This is a genomic window from Oleiagrimonas sp. C23AA, assembly GCF_011759385.1.
Lineage (GTDB): Bacteria > Pseudomonadota > Gammaproteobacteria > Xanthomonadales > Rhodanobacteraceae > Oleiagrimonas.
The window spans coordinates 258,094-275,361 of record NZ_JAARLY010000002.1; the positions used below are offsets into that span (position 1 = coordinate 258,094).

Genomic DNA, 17,268 nt, shown 5'->3' on the forward strand with positions numbered 1-17,268 from the left:
GTGCTGCCTGCGGTGCATGCTCAGCGGTCCGCGCCGGCCTTGATATGCATCGCCCGCAGCGCCAGCGGTGCGAAGATGCCGCCTTGCACCGGGCGCGCTGAAAACGCCGTGCGACGCGCGGTCACGGTGTTGTACAGATCGCTGAAGGGCACGCGATCAGGGGTGGTGTCGGCGTAGGCGTAGACGCGGTCGATCAGCTGCTGTGCTACCGGCTGGTCGGCCAGCCAGGCGGCGGTGAACAGCTCCCAATCCGACTTGGCGTAGCTGTGTGGCACCTGCAGCGGCAGCCCGAACGCATTGCTTTGCTGTGCGTACCATTTGGCCTGCATGCGGCGGATTGATTCGGGAATCAGGCCGGTGCCGAGCAGCACATCGGCAAAGCCGTTGTAGAGCGTGCCCCAGGTGCCATCGCCGCCGCCCTTGCCGTGGTAGGTGAGGTCCAGATGTGCGGCGTTCGGATCCTTGGCGTGTTCGGCCCAGAATGCCATGTCCTTGCGGGCGCGGGCCTGGTAATGCGTGGCCTCGTCATCGTGTCCGGCGGCGCTGGCAATCTGGCCCATGGCGGCCAAGGCGATGATGCCCTTCAGCGCCAGGTTCACGCTGTGCGCGATGGAGCCGGCAAAATCGTCGGTCTGGTTCTGAAAGCCGGGGTCGGGCAGTTCGCGCTCCAGGTAGCCGGCCCACTGCTTCAGAATGCGGTAGTGGCGACGGGCAAACGTGCGCGCATCGGCACGCGCGGCACGTTTCAGGTAGGCCGCCACCATGATCAGCATGTTGCCGGTTTCCTCCACCGGCATGTCCTCTTCCTTGCCATCGTTGTGACCGCTGGCTTGCGGGTAGGACGAGCCTAGGTCGTGCTCGGCGAAGGGCTTTGGCCAGCCGCCTTTCTCGGCGTAGTGCAGCAGCGGCACCAGCAGCAGGCGAAGGTAGTCGGGGTCCAGGTACATCCACACCGGCGCGGCCGGGTACACCACGTCGACCGTGGACATGTTGCCGTCGCTGGAAATCTCCTTGAGGAACGCCCACGGTTCGCCATCAGGCCCGATGACCAGCTCAGTGCCGCCATAGGCCTGTCGCAGCGCCAGCGCGCACAGGCCTTCGTAGCTGTGCCCGCCCGCGGTGTGGGCATCGCGACGTACCCGCGCATCGAGCAGATCGGCGCGCTTGCGGGCGGCGCCTGCATCGCCATGGAAGAACGCCAGCATGTCCTGCCAGTGCGGGAAGTGGCGCGTCCACAGCGCGCGCAGCGGTGTGCCAAGGTAATTGATGCAGGTCTCGCGCACCTGGCCGATGATGAAGTCGGTGCGTTGCTCGGACCCGGTCACCTGGCCAAGCTCGACGGCGAGGCCGTAGACGGGGCCATCCTTGATCTGCGAGGGTGCGGTGTCCGAGCCATCCAGTGTGCCGTGCGCGGCAAAGTGGCCGCGCACATCCACATCCTTGCCCGCCTGATGGCTGACATGCGCGCCGGCGGCGGTGGCCCATACCGTATGGCCCCAGGCGGCAAATTCCTTTTGCTCGGACAGCGGCTTGGGATTGGCCAATGTCAGTGACCAGGCCTGCATGCCCTTGGCCTGCGAGGCACTGGCTTTGACGGCCTGGTCATGCTCGGCGCTGGCCCAGTTACCGGCCATATCCATGTACAGCTGCACGTGATGCGCTTTGCCATCCAGGCTGCGCACGCTGACATGCACGTAGCTCAACGGCATGGACTGGCGCCGCGTATCGCCCGGTTCCACCGGTGACAGGAATTCCACCACCAGCTCGATGCCACCGCCTTGCAGCGTGAAGCGCGAGCGCGTGGCGGTGACTTCCAACACGGTCTGCTCCAGCGCGCGCGGGAAATCCTCGATGCTGTGCGCCTTGCCGTGGTTGCCGTCGGGCACGTTGCGGGTGATTTTTCCATCACCCATGAACAAGTACGTCTCGCCATCCACGCGCACCATGCCAGCCATGCCGGTGGGGCTGCCATGCCAGAACTGCGGCGAAGTGCCAGGCAGGATCGTCGCCGGCAACCAGGTGCTCAAGTAAGGCTGACGCACCGCCAGTGGCACGGCCGGAGGGCGGATTGGTTTGACGGTGGCCAGCAATGGCGTGATCGCGCCAGAGCCTCCTGCAGCGCGGTTCGCCTTCGCCCCGGTCAAACCACCCGTGGTTTTGGCCTCGGCCGGAAGCAATGCGGCGCCCGCCAGCGCCAGGCCGGCGCTACCAGAAAGCTTGAGAACACCGCGGCGACTGGGGTTGTCCAGCGTTGGCTCGGAAGAGGAAGGCGTGCGCTTGTTCGTCATGGAAACTCCAGCCCGGTGGTATCTGGTCCGACAATTTGTGAGGGAACGTTATCACAACTTGTCTACGCATGAGCGCCGTACTGGCGTGGGGCTGGAGAGCCTTTTATGGGCGTCCCGTCAGCGGCGCAGGCGGAAGGTTCAGCGCATTCTTCGGCGGTGGCGACAAAAGTCCGACGCAGACCGGCGCGCGTTCCGGATGAGGACGCTGGCGGCAGTCGGCGGCCAGGCTCATGCCCTGTGTGCGCAGCGATTGGTAAGGATGTGGGCTGATATGCAGGGACGGCTTGGGCGTCGAGTCTTGCACAGGTGGCTGATAAGGCCGGGCATCCTCGGTGAGCCTCTTGTACGCCTTGCGCTGCTTGTCGGTCGCATAGGGCATCAGATGCTTCAGTTGATCATCGCGCTTTCGGTAGATCTGCATCAGACCAAGGCGATAGTTGATCGTCCGGTGAAAGTAACGTGCGGTTTTGGGTGGCGGTTGCTTGTCGGCCTTCGGCGGCAGATGCACATGGTGGCCCGCTTGAGCCGCCGGTGCCGCGAGCAGGCCGAGCAGCGCCGAGCAGACCCAGAGAAATTTCGCGATTGCTTTCATCGATCACATCCTGTGTCGGGAGCCGTGGCGGGGTTCCTCGCCATCATCATGCCGCGTCCCTGCATTCAATCGGTGTGAACGTGTCGCTCAATGGGCGGAGTCGGCCGCACGCTTGGGCAACACGGCAATCAGCACGGCGATGCTGACAAGCAAGATGGCACTGGCGGCGACACGGCTCAAATCCAGGCCGCCCTGGGCCAGCGGCTTGTCCAGGAAATCTCCGACAACGGCGCCCAGTGGTCGGGTCAGCACGAAGGCCACCCAGAACAGGGCAGTGGTGGAAAGGCGGCTCCAGCGCCAGGCGGCGAGCACCATCAGCAGGGCGCCGCCGAACACGACAATGGCGCCCAGGTAGCCCAACCCGGCGCTGTCGGCGGTCCAGTCGCCCAGCGCGGTGCCCAGCGTCTGCGAGCACATGATGGCCAGCCAGTAGAAGCCTTCGGTGCGCCAGTCGCATACCGACTTCACGTTGATCGAGCCCAGTGTCCAGCGCCAAAGGGCCAGCACGACCAGCAACAGAGCGAGCAGGGTGCTGGCGCCGCCGGCATAGCCAATGCCAAGTGAGCGGTCAGCGAAGTCGGCCAAGGTGGTGCCGACCGTGGTCGAGGCCAGAATGGCGAACCAATACAGCCACGGCTGAAACTCTCGGGCACGAATTTGTGCGGCAACTGCCGCTATGAAGATCGCGGCAAATAGGGCCGTGCTCAGTAAATAGCCCAACCCCGCGGACATCGATAACGCATCACCACCGGTTTCGCCCAGTGTGGTGGCCAGAATCTTGATGATCCAGAAGCCCAGGGTGAGGGCGGGCACCTTGCTCACGGTGTGTCGGGTGCTTGGGTCCATGGAGTAGCTCGGAGAGATGGGGCAAGACGGGCAGGCTAAGGCCCCAAGCTGAGGCTGCGCTCAGTTCGCAAAGGGCTTGGCAAGGGCTGAGGCGCAAGCTCCTGTGAACGCGAGCGCCCGCGCGCTCGCGCAACTTGCGATAAGGTTGAGCGCACAACGGACTGACAACAAAGGTGATTGCCATGGATGTGCCCCTGAATGGCTCGATTTGCAGCCGCCTTCTCGCGGGCTGCGCACTGGCCCTTGTTTTCTCGACGCCGCCGGTGGCGGCGTCGCCCTCCGCCACGCCGGCCTCCCCGGCGCAGGTGCCGCCGCCGCACATGACGCAGCAGGTCAAGCAGTTGCTGAAGGCCATGCGACGGGCATCCACGCGCGGTCATCCAGACCTCTACGGCGAGTTCGGCGGGATGAAGCGGCTGTTCGATGGCGATTACCAGGGCGCGCTCAAGTACTTCCGATACGGCGCGCGCTATGCCGACAAGCTGTCCCAGGCAAGCCTCGGCATGATGTATCTCAATGGCCGTGGCGTGGCACGCAGTCCGGCCATGGCTTGCGCCTGGATGACACTGGCTGCTGAGCGCGGCTATCCGCCCTATGTCGAGGCGCGCACGCGCATCTGTAGCGCCTTGGCGCCCGCCATGCGCGCTCAATCCAACACGGCGCTGGCCAGCCTGCGCCCCGAGTACGGCGACAAGGTAGCCAAGCGCCGCATGACGCGGGCGCTGCTGCGGGGGCGCAACACGCTTACCGGATCACGTGTGGGCTTTGACGCCGGCCTGAAAACCCAGGAGCTTCCGACCAGCCCTGTCGACTGCTCCAAGCCTGCGCTTACCGTGGGTGCGTTGGCGGTGCCGCTGGATGGTTGCCCTGGTTTTCAGTTGGCAACCTGGCAACCGGCGACCTATTTTGCGGCGCGGGACAAGTCACCCCTGCCCACGGTTGATGTCGGGCCTCTGCACGAGGTGTCATCGCCTTCGTCGCCGGACCACCAAGCGGTGGGATTTGGCTAGGAAAAAGGCCGCCCGGAGGCGGCCTTTTTCAGCTTCGGAGCGGTTGCTCCGAGCCAGCAGGCTTACTGCAGGCCGGCCGCATCACGCAGCACGTCGGCCTTGTCGGTCTTCTCCCACGAGAACGCGGTGAAGGTGTTGCCATTGGCGTCCTTCAGCTGCTTGGGCTTGCGGCCGAAGTGGCCGTAGGCGGCGGTCAGCTGATACATCGGGTGGATCAGGTCGAGCATCTTGACGATGCCGTACGGGCGCAGGTCGAAATGCGCGCGCACCAGCTTCTCGATTTCGGTGTCGGCAATCTTGCCGGTGCCGAAGGTGGTTACCGAGATGGAGGTCGGCTCGGCCACGCCGATGGCGTAGGAGACCTGGATCTCGCACTTGTCGGCCAGGCCCGCTGCGACGATGTTCTTGGCCACGTAACGGCAGGCGTAGGCCGCCGAACGGTCGACCTTGGACGGATCCTTGCCCGAGAACGCGCCACCGCCGTGACGGGCCATGCCGCCGTAGGTGTCGACGATGATCTTGCGGCCGGTCAGGCCGCAATCGCCAACCGGGCCGCCGATGACGAACAGGCCGGTCGGGTTGATGTGGATCTTCGACTTGGGCAGCGATTTGAGCCACGCCTCGGGTAGCACCGGCTTGAGCACGTGCTCGCGGATGCCCTCGACGATGTCCTTCTGCTTGATGCCCGGATCGTGCTGGGTGGACAGCACCACCGCATCGATGCCGGCGATCTTGCCGTTGTCGTAGCGCAGCGTGACCTGGCTCTTGGCGTCCGGGCGCAGCCACGGCAGCGGGCTGTTCTTCTGCTTGCGCACCTTGGCCTGCTGCTCGACCAGACGGTGCGAGTAGTAGATCGGCGCCGGCATCAGCTCGCGGCTCTCGTTGCAGGCGTAACCGAACATCAGGCCCTGGTCGCCGGCGCCCTGTTCCTCGGGGCTCTTGCGGTCCACGCCACGGGCGATATCGGGCGACTGCTTGCCGATCAGGTTGAGGATGCCGCAGGTATGGCCGTCAAAACCGACATCCGAATTGGTGTAGCCGATGTCGTTGATGACCTCGCGCGCCAGCGACTCGATATCGACCCAGGCGCTGGTGGTCACTTCGCCGGCGACGATGGCCACGCCGGTCTTGACCATGGTTTCGCAGGCCACGCGCGCGCGATCATCCTGCTTGAGGATGGCATCGAGCACGGCATCGGAGATCTGGTCGGCGACCTTGTCCGGATGGCCTTCGGAGACCGATTCGGAAGTGAACAGGTGGCTGCTCATCGCGGCATATATCCTTGGTTACGGATAGAGAGATAAATGAAGGTGCGCATGATACATGCGCTGTCCGGCGAATGCATCGTGCGATGCGAAATAGACGTCCGCTTCATTCAGCCATGGGCGTGGCTCTTGCCAAGGACACCCAGCACGCGCGTCGCACTCACTGACTGCCTGCACCCATGTATTTCTTCAGCCGTGCCGGCCAGCTGGGCGCGTTGATCCGCTGCAGCAGCGAGGCGTCGATGGCCTCGCGCAGCGGGCTTTGCTGGGGCAGGGCAAAGGCGTAATCCTGTCGCGCCAGGGTCAGCGCCAGCACGCGCAGCTTGCCCTGATAGTGCTGGGCGATCATCCAGCGCATCAGCGGCTTGTCGTACACGGCCGCCTGGCAGTCGCCCTGGCGAAGGTGCGCCAGTGCCTGCGGCAAGGTGTCGCTCTTGTTGTACTCGTAATGGTGGATGTCCAGCCAATGCGCACTGGTGCTTCCCGGTACGCTGCAGATGCTCAAATGCGCCAGGTCGTCGGCATTGTCCACTTGCGTGCTGAGCTGACCCACGGTGAGCGCGCTGGTGATCGAGGCGGTGAAGAAGGAAACAATCAGCAAGGCACTGAGCATCCAGGCCATGCCCAGCAGGCGCCCCGGTACCGTGCGCGGGGCGATGTCGCCGTAGCCGACGGTGGTCATGGTGACCATGGCCCACCAGAAGCCGGCGAACAGGCCGCCGGCGCGGGTTTGGCCAAACTGCTCGGGATTGTGCCGGCGCTCCAGCAGCCAGATCAGTACGCCGACGCCGAACAGCAGCAGCGCCAGTGCGCCGATCACCTTGAGAAAGGCCGCCGACACCAGCGCCTGGGCGACTGCCAGCCAGCCCGACGTCTGCTGCGTGCGCACCGCGATGCCAAGGCCCGAGCTGGTGATGGGGTGGGCAAAATCCATGCGCCGCTCGCGCGCGGCGGTGGCGGTGATCGCGCCCAGGCCCACATCGACCTTGTCGGCGCTGACCGCATCGAGCAGGCCCTCCAGGTCATAGGGCTGGTAGGTGTAGTGCCAGCCATGATCGGCGGCGACTTCTTCCCACAGTTGTACCGAGAGGCCGTGGTAGTGGTTTTTGCTGTTCATCACGAACGGCGGCGCCACCTTGACGCCAACCACGAACGGATGCGCCGCGCTGCCATCGGCGGGGCGGTCGATCGCGGGCGTATTGGTGTGGGCTGGCGATGCATCCTGCGCCACGGCCAGCGCGCTGACAGCGCTCAGCAGCACGATGAGAACACAACGGGTGAGACGGTGGCGCATGACGGCTCCCTGGCAGATGGCACCTTGGTCGGCGCGCGGAACATAACCGGGTAAAGCATAGCGCCGGTGCACGTCACGTCCATCGAACCGGCCCGGCGCGGTGCCGCGCCGGGCCGGTTCCACTCATGCCGCGTCGGTGTGCGCCGAAGCCTGACGGCGGGCGCGGGCGGCCGCCACCATGTGCCGCAGCGCCGGCTCCACTTCCGACCACTGCCGGGTTTTCAGACCGCAGTCGGGGTTGACCCACAACTGGCGCTTGTCCAGCACCGCCAGCGCCTTGTCCAGCAGCGCGAGCACCGAAGCGGTGTCGGGCACATGCGGCGAATGGATGTCGTAAAGACCCGGGCCGATCGCGTTGGGATAGTGCTGATCGACAAAGGCTTCGAGCAGTTCCATGTGCGAACGGCTGGCTTCGATGGAAACCACATCGGCGTCCATCGCCGCCACCGCGCCGATGATGTCGTTGAACTCCGAGTAGCACATGTGGCTGTGGATCTGCGTGCTATCGGCCACGCCACCGACGGCGACGCGGAAGGCCTGCACCGCCCAGTCCAGATAGGCATCCCATTCGGATCGGCGCAATGGCAGCCCTTCACGCAGCGCCGGCTCGTCGACCTGGATCACGCCGATGCCGGCGCGTTCCAGATCATGCACCTCGTCGCGCAGCGCCAGGGCGATCTGCGCGCATACCTGGTCGCGCGGCAGGTCGTCGCGAACGAACGACCACTGCAGCATGGTCACCGGCCCGGTCAGCATGCCCTTGACCGGTCGCTTGGTGAGCGACTGGGCGTAGCGTGACCAGCGCACGGTCATGGCCGCCGGCCGGCTGACATCGCCAAAGATCAGTGGCGGCTTCACGCAGCGCGAGCCATAGCTTTGTACCCAGCCCAGGCGGGTAAAGGCGTAGCCGGCCAGCTGTTCGCCGAAGTACTCGACCATGTCGTTGCGCTCGGGTTCGCCATGCACCAGCACGTCCAGGCCGATCGACTCCTGGGCGCGGATGACGTGCTCGATGTCTTTTTCCAGGGCGCGTTCGTAATCGGCCTGCGACAAACGCCCGGCGCGATGGTCGGCACGCAGCCGGCGCAGTTCGGGTGTCTGCGGGAAAGAGCCGATGGTGGTGGTGGGCAGCTCGGGCAGATTCAGCGCGCGCTGCTGCGCATGATGGCGCGCGTGGTAGGACGAGCGCCGCTGGCCGGCCTGCTGACTGAGCGCGGCCAGGCGCGAGCGCACCTTGGCATCGACCACGCCCGGGTGCTGCGCGCGGCTGTCCAGCAGGGTCTGCTGCGCATCCAGTGCCGCCAGTGCTTCAGGGCGACCGTCCAGGGCGGCGGCGTAGTGGCGCAGTTCCTCGATCTTCTGGCGCGCAAAGGCCAGCCAGCTGCGCAGCTTCGGCGCCAGCCGCGTTTCCTCGCGTGCGTCGATCGGCACATGCAGCAGCGAACATGAAGGGGCCAGCCACAGCTTGGGGCCGTGGCGTTCTATCGCTTGGCGAAGACGCGGCAGCACCTGTGCAGGCTGGCTGCGCCAGACGTTGCGGCCATCGACCACGCCCAGACTCAGCACGCGATCACGCGGCCAGGCCCCCAGCACGGCGTCGAGCTGCTTTGGCGCGCGGCAAAGGTCCAGGTGCACGCCATCCACGGTAAGGCTTGCCAGTAGTTCGACATCGCTGACGCCGCCAAAATAGGTGGCCAGCAGTAGATTGGGGCGTTGTGTTTTGCCCAGCACGGCGTAGGCGCGTTGATAGGCGGCGCGGTCAATGTCATCCAGGTCGGTGACCAGGCACGGCTCGTCAAGTTGCAGCCATGGCACGCCGGCGGCTGCCATGCGTTGCAGCAGGTCCACATAGGCCGGCAGCAGCGCTTCGAGCAAGTCCATCGGGCAGCTGCCGTCGGTGGCTTTGGAAAGGCGCAGGAATGACACCGGCCCCAGCAGCACCGGGCGGGCGTTGTAGCCCAGCGCCTTGGCTTCGCGCCAGGCATCGAGCGGCGCTTCGCCGTGCAGTGCGAAGCCCTGGCCGGCGTGCAGCTCCGGCACCAGGTAGTGGTAGTTGGTGTCGAACCATTTGGTCATTTCCAGCGCTGGGCGTGGCGCGCCTTCGCCGCGCTGGCCGCGGGCCATGGCGAAGTAGCCGGCCAGCGGGTCAGCATCGAACAGCTCGCGGTGCCGCTGGGGCACGGCGCCAAACAGCACCGCGGTATCGAGTACATGGTCGTACAGACTGAAATCGTTGCATGGCACGACATCGGCGCCGGCGCTCACGCTCAGCGCCCAGTGGCGCTCGCGCAACTGACGGGCGGTATCGAGTAGTTGGTTGGCGTCGCTTTCGCCGCGCCAGTGGCTTTCCAGCGCCTTTTTCAGTTCGCGGCGTGCGCCGATGCGCGGAAAGCCCAGGTGAGTAACCAGTGGCATGGTGGTGTGATCCTCTTTTGCAGCTGACAAAGAGGAACGAAGGGGTCGACCGCCGGCGCTTCCGGTGAGGTCGTCGACCTTCGCCCCCGCGGGCGAACCGGATCGCCACGGGGCACGCGCACGCTCACCCGGCCGTGAAAGCCATGCGACGTGCCGTCTCTCCCCGCGGAGAGCCAGGTCGGAGCGCAGGCATGGATGGCCTGCGGCCGGGGCAGGTCTTCGGGCTCGTGGACAAGGCAGGCGTTGACCTGCTGGCCTAGTGGCCACCGCTTCCCGGATGGCAGGCATCCAGTGCATGAGGTGGCGTTCGTTTCCACTGACCGCTGCGGGGCAGCTCCGGATTCACACCGGATTCCCTTTTAATTTCATCTTTCCATGCGGATGAAAAGATGAAAACCGTCGGCGACGCCGATTCTGCGCCGAGCCGGCAGCAGCGTCAATGCATGGATGAGTGCTGGCAGGCCGGAGTCAGCCGAGCTCGCAGCGATTGCGGCCGGCGCGCTTGGCCCGGTACATGGCCTGGTCGGCGCGCTCAAACGCCTGCTCGGGCGAGTCATCATCCCCAATGGCGGTAACGCCCGCCGACAGCGTGATGGTCAGCGGCTGGCCCTTCATGTGAAAGCCCAGCTGGGCGATGTGCGCGCCCAGGCGTTCGGCCACGGTCAGTGCCGCCGCCGTGTCGTGCTGCTCCAGGATCAGCACGAACTCCTCGCCGCCAAAGCGGGCCAGGAAGCCGGCGCCATCGAGCGCTTTCTTAAGCTGATGGGCGACGATGCGCAGCGCCTTGTCGCCAGCGGCATGGCCGTGATCGTCGTTGATGCGCTTGAAGTGATCGACATCGAACACGATCAGCGCGATCGGCCCTTCACCTCCGGCGCGGCGGCGGCAGACCTCGGCCATGCGGCTTTCCAGCGCCAGCCGGTTGGCCAGGCCGGTCAGTAGATCGGTCGCCGCCTGTTGGCGGTTCTGATCCAGCGACAGCGTCAGTTCGCGCGCGCTTTGTTCCAGCTCGTTGATGCGCTTTTGCATCTGCTCGCTGAGGTCGGCCCAGCCACGGCTACGTTCGGCTTCGCGTTCGCGAAAGGCGCGCAGGTGATCGTCGAAACGATGCAGGCGCTCCCGGACCTGGGTGCGCAGGGTATCTAGCTCGGTGGCGGTGTCGATCTCATTGCCCAGCTGGCGGACCTGGGCGGCCATGTTCGTTTCCAGCTCCTGACGCGAGGCCTCGCCGCTGGCCTGGTCGATCTCCAGATAGCGCCCCATGCTGTCCAGGCGGTGCGAAACCTGTACCAGCAGACGCTCCAGCGCGGCCTTGTCCGCGCGCAGGCGCTGGCACTGGCTCTCGACCAGGCCCACCAGCGCGCGACCATGGCTGGCGATGTCGCCGCCATCGGCAATGGCCTGTTGCAAGGCGTCGCGCTCATCTTCCAGCGCCGTATCCAGGGGCAGTTGCTCAAGCACCGCGAGCAACACGCCAGCATGGGTGGTACCTGGCTGGGCAGGTTCTGGTGCATTGACTACGGCTTCGGCGTCAGGCAGCGGACGGGCGCCGTCCAGCTGGGCCAGCGCATCGGACAAGCTGCCGATAAGGGCTTCAAGACGCGGTCCTTCGGCCGATTCGCGGGTGCCGTGTCGGACCCGTTCCAGGGCGTCATCGAGCATGTGGTGACGCCCTTCCGCGGCGCTGCGCAGCCGACTGACCAGGCGTCTGAGCAAGCCGTCTACCGCTTGCCATTGGCGCTCGTCGGCCTCCATGCGGTCGACGGCTTCGTAGTAGCGTCGTTCCCAGTGCGGCGTCGAATCCATGGCAGGCCCCGGGGTGATATCAGTGGGATCAGGCGGCGGTGCGCAGCGCGGCGTGGTGTTCTCCTACGCGCGCAAAATACTCGAGTGTCAGGCGCAGTTGCTCGCGCGCCGATTCGGCGCGATTGACCACCGCGCGAAAATCGGCGTTTTCCGGGCGGTCCTTGGCGTACCAGCCCAGATGCTTGCGCGCGATGCGCACGCCCATGTGCTCGCCATAGAAGGCGTGCAGGTGCTCAAGGTGTCCGATCAGGATGGCACAAACCTCATCCGGCGTCGGCTCGGGGAGTTTTTCACCGGTCGCCAGGTAATGGGCAATCTCGCGGAATATCCACGGCCGGCCCTGCGCGCCACGCCCGATCATCACCGCGTCGGCGCCGGTGACCTCAAGCACGTGGCGGGCGCGTTCGGGCGACGTGACATCGCCATTGGCCAGCACCGGAATATCGATGGCGGCTTTCACCGCGGCGATGGTTTCGTATTCGGCCTCGCCGGCATATTTGTCGGCGCGAGTGCGCCCGTGCACGGACAGCGCGGCGATGCCGGCATCCTGCGCGATGCGCGCGATCGTCAGCGCGTTCTTGTGCTCGCGGTCCCAGCCGGTGCGAATTTTAAGCGTGACCGGCACCTCCACCGCCTGCGCCACGGCCTCGCAGATGCGCGCCACCAGCGGCTCGTCCTGCAGCAGCGCGGAGCCGGACCACACGTTGCACACCTTCTTGGCCGGGCAGCCCATGTTGATGTCGATGATCTGCGCGCCGTGATCGACATTGAAGCGCGCCGCCTCGGCCAGCATCTGCGGATCGTAGCCGGCAATCTGCACGGCGATGGGATCGGGCTCGCCGGAGTGGTCCATGCGCTTGCGCGACTTGGTGGTGTGCCACAGCCGCGGATCGGCGGTGGTCATTTCCGACACGGCCAGCCCCGCGCCCAGTTGCTTGCACAACAGGCGGAACGGCTTGTCGGTGACGCCGGCCATGGGCGCCAGCACCACCGGCGGATCAATGCGGTAGGGACCAATCTGCATGGCGCGCATTGTAACGGGCCGGCGCACTGGAGCGCAGCGCCGGCATCCTGGCGTTGTTTCAGGCCTCGAAACGGGCGCGGACCTGATCCGGTGTGGGCACCGATTCGGCGGCACCGCGGCGTTCGGTGGCCAGCGCGGCCACCCGGTTGGCGTGACGCACGGCGGCGGCAAAACTTCCTTGCGGCAGCTGCGACAGACCTGCGGCCAGGGCACCGCAGAAGGCATCGCCGGCGGCGGTGGTGTCGATGGCGTTCACCTTTTCGGCGCTGACGCGGTAATGCTCGCCGCTATCGCCATGGCGTTCGGCGCCGTGCGAGACAAAGCAACCGTGCTGGCCCAGGGTGACCACCAGCGTGCCGTCGGTGAGCTGGCGCGCCACCGCGTGCAGCGTGGTGTCATCCATCGCCGCGACGCCGTCGGTGTCCATGTCGATATCCAGAAAACGTCGCGCCAGTAGGGCAAACTCGCCCTCATTGGGCGTCACCACTTCGGCCTGGCGCAGCAGACTGGCGGTGAGCTTTTCGTGGATCGGTGCCGGATTGAGTACGCGCAGCAGGCCGTGTTCACCGCCCAGCGCAAGCGCGGCCTCGGTGGCCTCGATATTGTTTTCCATCTGCGTGAGCAGCACGCGGGCCCGGGCGATGTGCTCGCTCTGCTGACGCAGGAAGCCCGGTGCCAGCGCCTCGTTGGCGGCCAGATGCACCACGATCTGGTTCTGGCCACTGGCATCGACAACGATGCAGGCGCTGCCGGTAGGCTGGTCATCACAGACCTGCCAGAGACCGGTCAGGCCCTCGCGTTCGGCAGTGCGCACGGCGCCCTCGCCCAGTGCATCGTTGCCGCGCGCGCCGATGAAGCAGGTGTCCACGCCCTGGCGCACGCAGGCCACGGCCTGGTTGAAGCCCTTGCCGCCGGGGCCGGTGTGAAAGCCCTGGCCGCGCCGGGTTTCGCCCGGCTGCGGGACACGGTCGACCTGCCAGGCATGGTCCTGGTTATAGCTGCCGATGACGACGACAGGCGTGTTGCGTTCACTCATGGCGATTACGGTCCGGCTACCGAGTCGACCGCGTCAAGCCGCGCCCCCTGCTGCGGGCGCTCGTGCTTGTGACGGAACAGAATGGCAAACAGGATCGCCACCACCAGCGCGTAGGCGGCAAAGGTCAGCCAGATGCCGTGCCACTGCAGCGAGCCGTCCGGCGCGGTGAAGTAGGCATCGATGATCACGCCGCTGAGCGAGCTGCCCAGCACCGCGCCCACGCCGTTGGTCATCATCATGAAAATGCCCTGCGCGCTGGCACGGATCTTCGGGTCGGCCTGACCCTCGACGAACAGCGAGCCGGAGATATTGAAGAAGTCGAAGGCCATGCCGTAGACGATGTTGGAGGCAATGATCATCCACAGCAGGCCGGCCGGGTTGCCGTAGGCGAACAGGCCAAAGCGCAGCACCCAGGCCAGCATCGAGATCAGCATCACCTTCTTGATGCCAAAACGGCTGAGGAAGAACGGAATGGCCAGGATGAACAGCGTCTCGGAGACCTGCGAAATGGACATGGTGATCGCCGGGTAGCGAATCGCCAAAAGGTGCGTGTAGGCCGGGTTCTTGGCGAAATCGTGCAGGAAGGTATCGCCGTAGGCGTTGGTCAGCTGCAGCGCGGCGCCCAGCGCCATCGCAAACAGGAAGAACACCGCCATCTTGTAGTTCTTGAACAGCTTGAACGAGCGCAGGCCCATGGCATCGATCAGCGAGGCCGGCTTGGTATCGCGCGGCGGGCAGGGCGGCAGCGTGAACGCGTACAAGCCCAGCACCACCGCGGCGGCGGCGGCGACGTAGAACTGCCCGGTAGTTACTTCCAGGTGCAGCAGGCTGACCGTCCACATGGCGACGATGAAGCCCACCGTGCCCCACACCCGGATCGGCGGGTACACCTTGACGATATCCACGCCGTCGGTCTTCAGCGCGTTGTAGGCCACCGTGATCGAGAGCGCGATGGTGGGCATGTAGAAGCACATGTTCACCAGCATCACCCAGAACAGAACCTTGGGATCGTCGATCATCGGCACGATGGCCAGCATCACTGCGCCCAGCAGATGCATGATGCCGTACAGGCGCTCGGCCCGGATCCACTTGTCGGCAATGATGCCGGCAATCGAGGGCATGAACAGCGAGGCGATGCCCATGGTCGAGAAGATGGCGCCGAAATCGGTGCCGGACCAGTGCCGGGTCTGGAACCAGTACGCACCAATGGTGATCAGCCACGAACCCCACACGAAGAACTGCAGGAAATTCATCACGATCAGGCGGGTTCGGAGGTTCATGAGGCGTTCGTTCAGCGCAGGGTTAAGCGGATCAGACTAAGCGAGCCCGCGGCGGCCGGCAAGTTGCGTCGCGTCACCGGCGTGGCGCGGTTTACACTGCCTGGAAGGCATCGCGAAGCCAGGCAAGGCGTGGCGCCAGGCGCTCGCCGTCGAAGCTGACGACATCGAAGCGACAAGGTGCTGCCGCCCAGCGCGGGTGGGCGGTGAGAAAACCCTGCGCGGCGCGTATCAGGCGGGCCTGCTTGCTGGCCGTGACCGAGGCGGCGGCTCCACCGTGCCCAGCGTCGCGCCGGTAGCGCACCTCCACGAACACCAGCGTGTCGCCGTCGACCATGACAAGGTCGATTTCGCCAAAACGGGTGTGGAAGTTGCGCGCGACCGGTTTCAGTCCGGCGCGTCGCAGGTGTTTGAGCGCCAGTGCCTCGAAGGCATCGCCGGTGGCGCGGCGTGGGGTTTTGGCTGTTGGGTTCGGGGGTGTTCGGGTCATGGCATCGCCTCCCTGTGACGCCGATACAAACACGGCGCCGTTGCCGGCGCCGTGTTTGACGATCAAGGTTGGCCGCTGCTGGTTGCCGGGGCCGGCATGGCCGCCGGTTGAGCGCTGCTTGGCGAAGCGGCCGGCAGGTCACCGCTGGAGGGGGTGTCGGCCTGCAGACTGCCGGCGACCGGCTCGGCGATGCCGTTGGCAAAGCGTGCCCAGACCAGTTCGCGATGGATGCGGCCGAACGGATCGGAGGCCAGGCGGCCGGTCGCACCCGGCAGATAGCTGCCCGGATGGTTGTGCAGCCAGTCCAGATACGGCGCCAGTGCCCACGCGTCCATGCCCAGCGCGAACAGGCGCGCGCCGGCGCCGCGGATGCCCGGCAGCGAGCTGGCCATGGCATCGCGCGAGGGCAGGCCCGGTTGGGCGTTGAACAGCCACGGTGCATCGCAGAAGCTCAGGCCGTTCAAGTCGCCATTGTCCTCGGCATCGTTTTCGCCGTTGTAGACGTGCGAGGTGGCAAAGGCCGGCGCATCCAGCTTGGCCAGGCGCAGCTGCGGCATCAGCAGCCGTGCCTGTTGCGGGCGCATGCTGATGAAAATGCCGCCCTTGGCGCCAAGCGCATCGGCCGACAACTGCTTGAGCTGATCGCCGTAGTTGATGGCCCGCGGGTCCAGTGACAGCTGCTGCACCACCTGGCCACCATCGGCCTTGAACTGGGCGCTGAAAGCACGTGCGGCACGCTGCGCAAAATCCTCGCTGGACACCAGCACCACGGCCCGATCAAGACCCTGTGCGGCCATGTGATCGGCCACCTGACGGCCCTCGGTTTCCGGTTGCAGGCCAAACTCGGTGACATTGGCCGGCGGCAGCTGCTGGGTGTCTGGATGGTTCAGCGCCAGCACGGGTGCCGGCAGCTTGTCCTGACCCAGCACGGCGCTGACCGAGTCGCGCGCCAACGGGCCGACGACCAGGTCGGCACCATCGGCCACCGCCTGCTGGTAGGCCTGCACCGCCTGCTGCGGGCTGGTGCCGGCATCGTAGGTTTTCACCTGCGTCTGCAGCTGGCTGTCCGAGGTGGCGCTGTCATCGCGCTTTTGGAAATAGGCGGCGAAGAAACCTTCGCGGATGACCGCCGCCGCGGCGCTCAGCGGACCGGAAGCGGGCAGCAGCAAGGCCACATGGTGCGGCGGCTTGTAGCCCTGCTGGCGCTGGCTGCCCGGCAGTACCGTGCCGACCGGGTGATCCAGCTGCGGGCTGCTACGGCCGACGTCCACACCCAGCTGGCCCAGCGCCTCGTTGACCCAGTGCGTCATCGGCGCATCCGGGCGCAGTTCGCTGGCGTGTTGTCGCAGTGCCGGCGCGCCCATGCCGACCAGCAACTGGGCGATGTGACGGCGGTTCTCGGCCTGATCCAGACCCTTGAGCTGGTCATCCATGCCGACGCGAATGCGCGCGGCCTGATAGGGCTTGCCGGCGGCCTCAAGGGCGCGGGCGCGCAGTTCATGCTGGCGCAGCACCAGGCTCGGCGACAGCGCCGGCGGCGTCTGCGCGGTCAGCGACAGTGCCTGCGCGGTGTCGCCCTTGTGCAGCGCCACTTCGGCACGCAGCAGGTCGAAACGGGCCGCGTCGGCCGGCGTCAGCTGCTTGCGGTCGATGCCGACCAGCGCCTGGTCGGCCTTGCCGAGGCTGCCTTCCTCGCGCCAGGCCTCGGCCGCACGCAGACGGAAGTAGCTGGCGCCGCTGGCGTCCTCGCTGGCCAGTTTCATATAGGCCTGGGCGGCCTGGTCGTAGTTGCCCTGGTGCAGCATCGACTGCACCTGCTGCGAGCGGGCCAGTTGCTGCGGCGACGGACCGCTGACCGTGGCGCAGCCGGCGGCAGCGAGTACGGCCGCCAGGCCAAGGACACGAATAAGGCGCATGAACAAGTT

The 17,268-nt window shown here is 66.0% G+C and carries 13 protein-coding genes and 1 riboswitch; of the genes, 1 reads left to right on the forward strand and 12 read right to left on the reverse strand.

The genetic code is table 11. From position 1 onward, the window contains the following. Window positions 1–20: 20 nt before the first annotated feature. From HBF24_RS04200 to HBF24_RS04210, 3 genes are all read right to left on the reverse strand, one after another. Entirely contained in the window at window positions 21–2,288 is a 2,268-nt protein-coding gene (locus HBF24_RS04200) for a glutaminase family protein (RefSeq protein WP_167169446.1), read from the reverse strand. 103 nt (window positions 2,289–2,391) lie between these two features. Next, window positions 2,392–2,880 carry a hypothetical protein gene (locus HBF24_RS04205; protein WP_167169449.1) on the reverse strand — a complete coding sequence of 163 codons (489 nt, stop codon included), beginning with the start codon at window positions 2,878–2,880 and terminating at the stop codon, window positions 2,392–2,394. Window positions 2,881–2,967: 87 nt separating this feature from the next. Next, window positions 2,968–3,702: a hypothetical protein gene (locus HBF24_RS04210; protein WP_343162709.1), complete on the reverse strand. Its 735-nt coding sequence runs from the start codon at window positions 3,700–3,702 to the stop codon at window positions 2,968–2,970. A 206-nt stretch (window positions 3,703–3,908) separates the two neighbouring features. Here HBF24_RS04210 and HBF24_RS04215 point away from each other — a divergent pair, with 206 nt between their 5' ends. Further along, window positions 3,909–4,736 (forward strand): sel1 repeat family protein, encoded by an 828-nt coding sequence (locus HBF24_RS04215; RefSeq protein ID WP_167169454.1) that lies wholly within the window; start codon window positions 3,909–3,911, stop codon window positions 4,734–4,736. Window positions 4,737–4,798: 62 nt separating this feature from the next. On the opposite strand, the gene metK is transcribed toward HBF24_RS04215, so the two are convergent. The 9 genes from metK to HBF24_RS04260 form a co-directional block, all read right to left on the reverse strand. Further along, the gene (metK, locus tag HBF24_RS04220) at window positions 4,799–6,004 is read right to left on the reverse strand and encodes a methionine adenosyltransferase (protein WP_167169457.1); all 1,206 of its coding nucleotides are present in this window, start codon (window positions 6,002–6,004) and stop codon (window positions 4,799–4,801) included. A gap of 157 nt (window positions 6,005–6,161) precedes the next feature. Further along, entirely contained in the window at window positions 6,162–7,295 is a 1,134-nt protein-coding gene (locus tag HBF24_RS04225; protein WP_167169460.1) for a transporter substrate-binding domain-containing protein, read from the reverse strand. Window positions 7,296–7,418: 123 nt separating this feature from the next. After that, entirely contained in the window at window positions 7,419–9,710 is a 2,292-nt protein-coding gene (gene metE, locus HBF24_RS04230; RefSeq protein WP_167169462.1) for a 5-methyltetrahydropteroyltriglutamate--homocysteine S-methyltransferase, read from the reverse strand. Window positions 9,711–9,902: 192 nt separating this feature from the next. After that, window positions 9,903–10,126: riboswitch (cobalamin riboswitch) on the reverse strand. Window positions 10,127–10,178: 52 nt separating this feature from the next. Further along, the gene (locus HBF24_RS04235; protein ID WP_167169465.1) at window positions 10,179–11,516 is read right to left on the reverse strand and encodes a diguanylate cyclase; all 1,338 of its coding nucleotides are present in this window, start codon (window positions 11,514–11,516) and stop codon (window positions 10,179–10,181) included. A gap of 28 nt (window positions 11,517–11,544) precedes the next feature. Further along, complete coding sequence (gene dusB / locus HBF24_RS04240; RefSeq protein WP_167169468.1) at window positions 11,545–12,540, reverse strand: tRNA dihydrouridine synthase DusB; 996 nt, start codon at window positions 12,538–12,540, stop codon at window positions 11,545–11,547. A gap of 58 nt (window positions 12,541–12,598) precedes the next feature. Continuing rightward, the gene (locus HBF24_RS04245; protein WP_167169471.1) at window positions 12,599–13,576 is read right to left on the reverse strand and encodes a ribokinase; all 978 of its coding nucleotides are present in this window, start codon (window positions 13,574–13,576) and stop codon (window positions 12,599–12,601) included. A 5-nt stretch (window positions 13,577–13,581) separates the two neighbouring features. Beyond that, window positions 13,582–14,856: a nucleoside permease gene (locus HBF24_RS04250; RefSeq protein WP_167169474.1), complete on the reverse strand. Its 1,275-nt coding sequence runs from the start codon at window positions 14,854–14,856 to the stop codon at window positions 13,582–13,584. A gap of 91 nt (window positions 14,857–14,947) precedes the next feature. After that, complete coding sequence (locus HBF24_RS04255; protein WP_167169476.1) at window positions 14,948–15,343, reverse strand: YraN family protein; 396 nt, start codon at window positions 15,341–15,343, stop codon at window positions 14,948–14,950. 62 nt (window positions 15,344–15,405) lie between these two features. Then, window positions 15,406–17,259 (reverse strand): penicillin-binding protein activator, encoded by a 1,854-nt coding sequence (locus tag HBF24_RS04260; RefSeq protein ID WP_167169479.1) that lies wholly within the window; start codon window positions 17,257–17,259, stop codon window positions 15,406–15,408. Window positions 17,260–17,268: the final 9 nt, after the last annotated feature.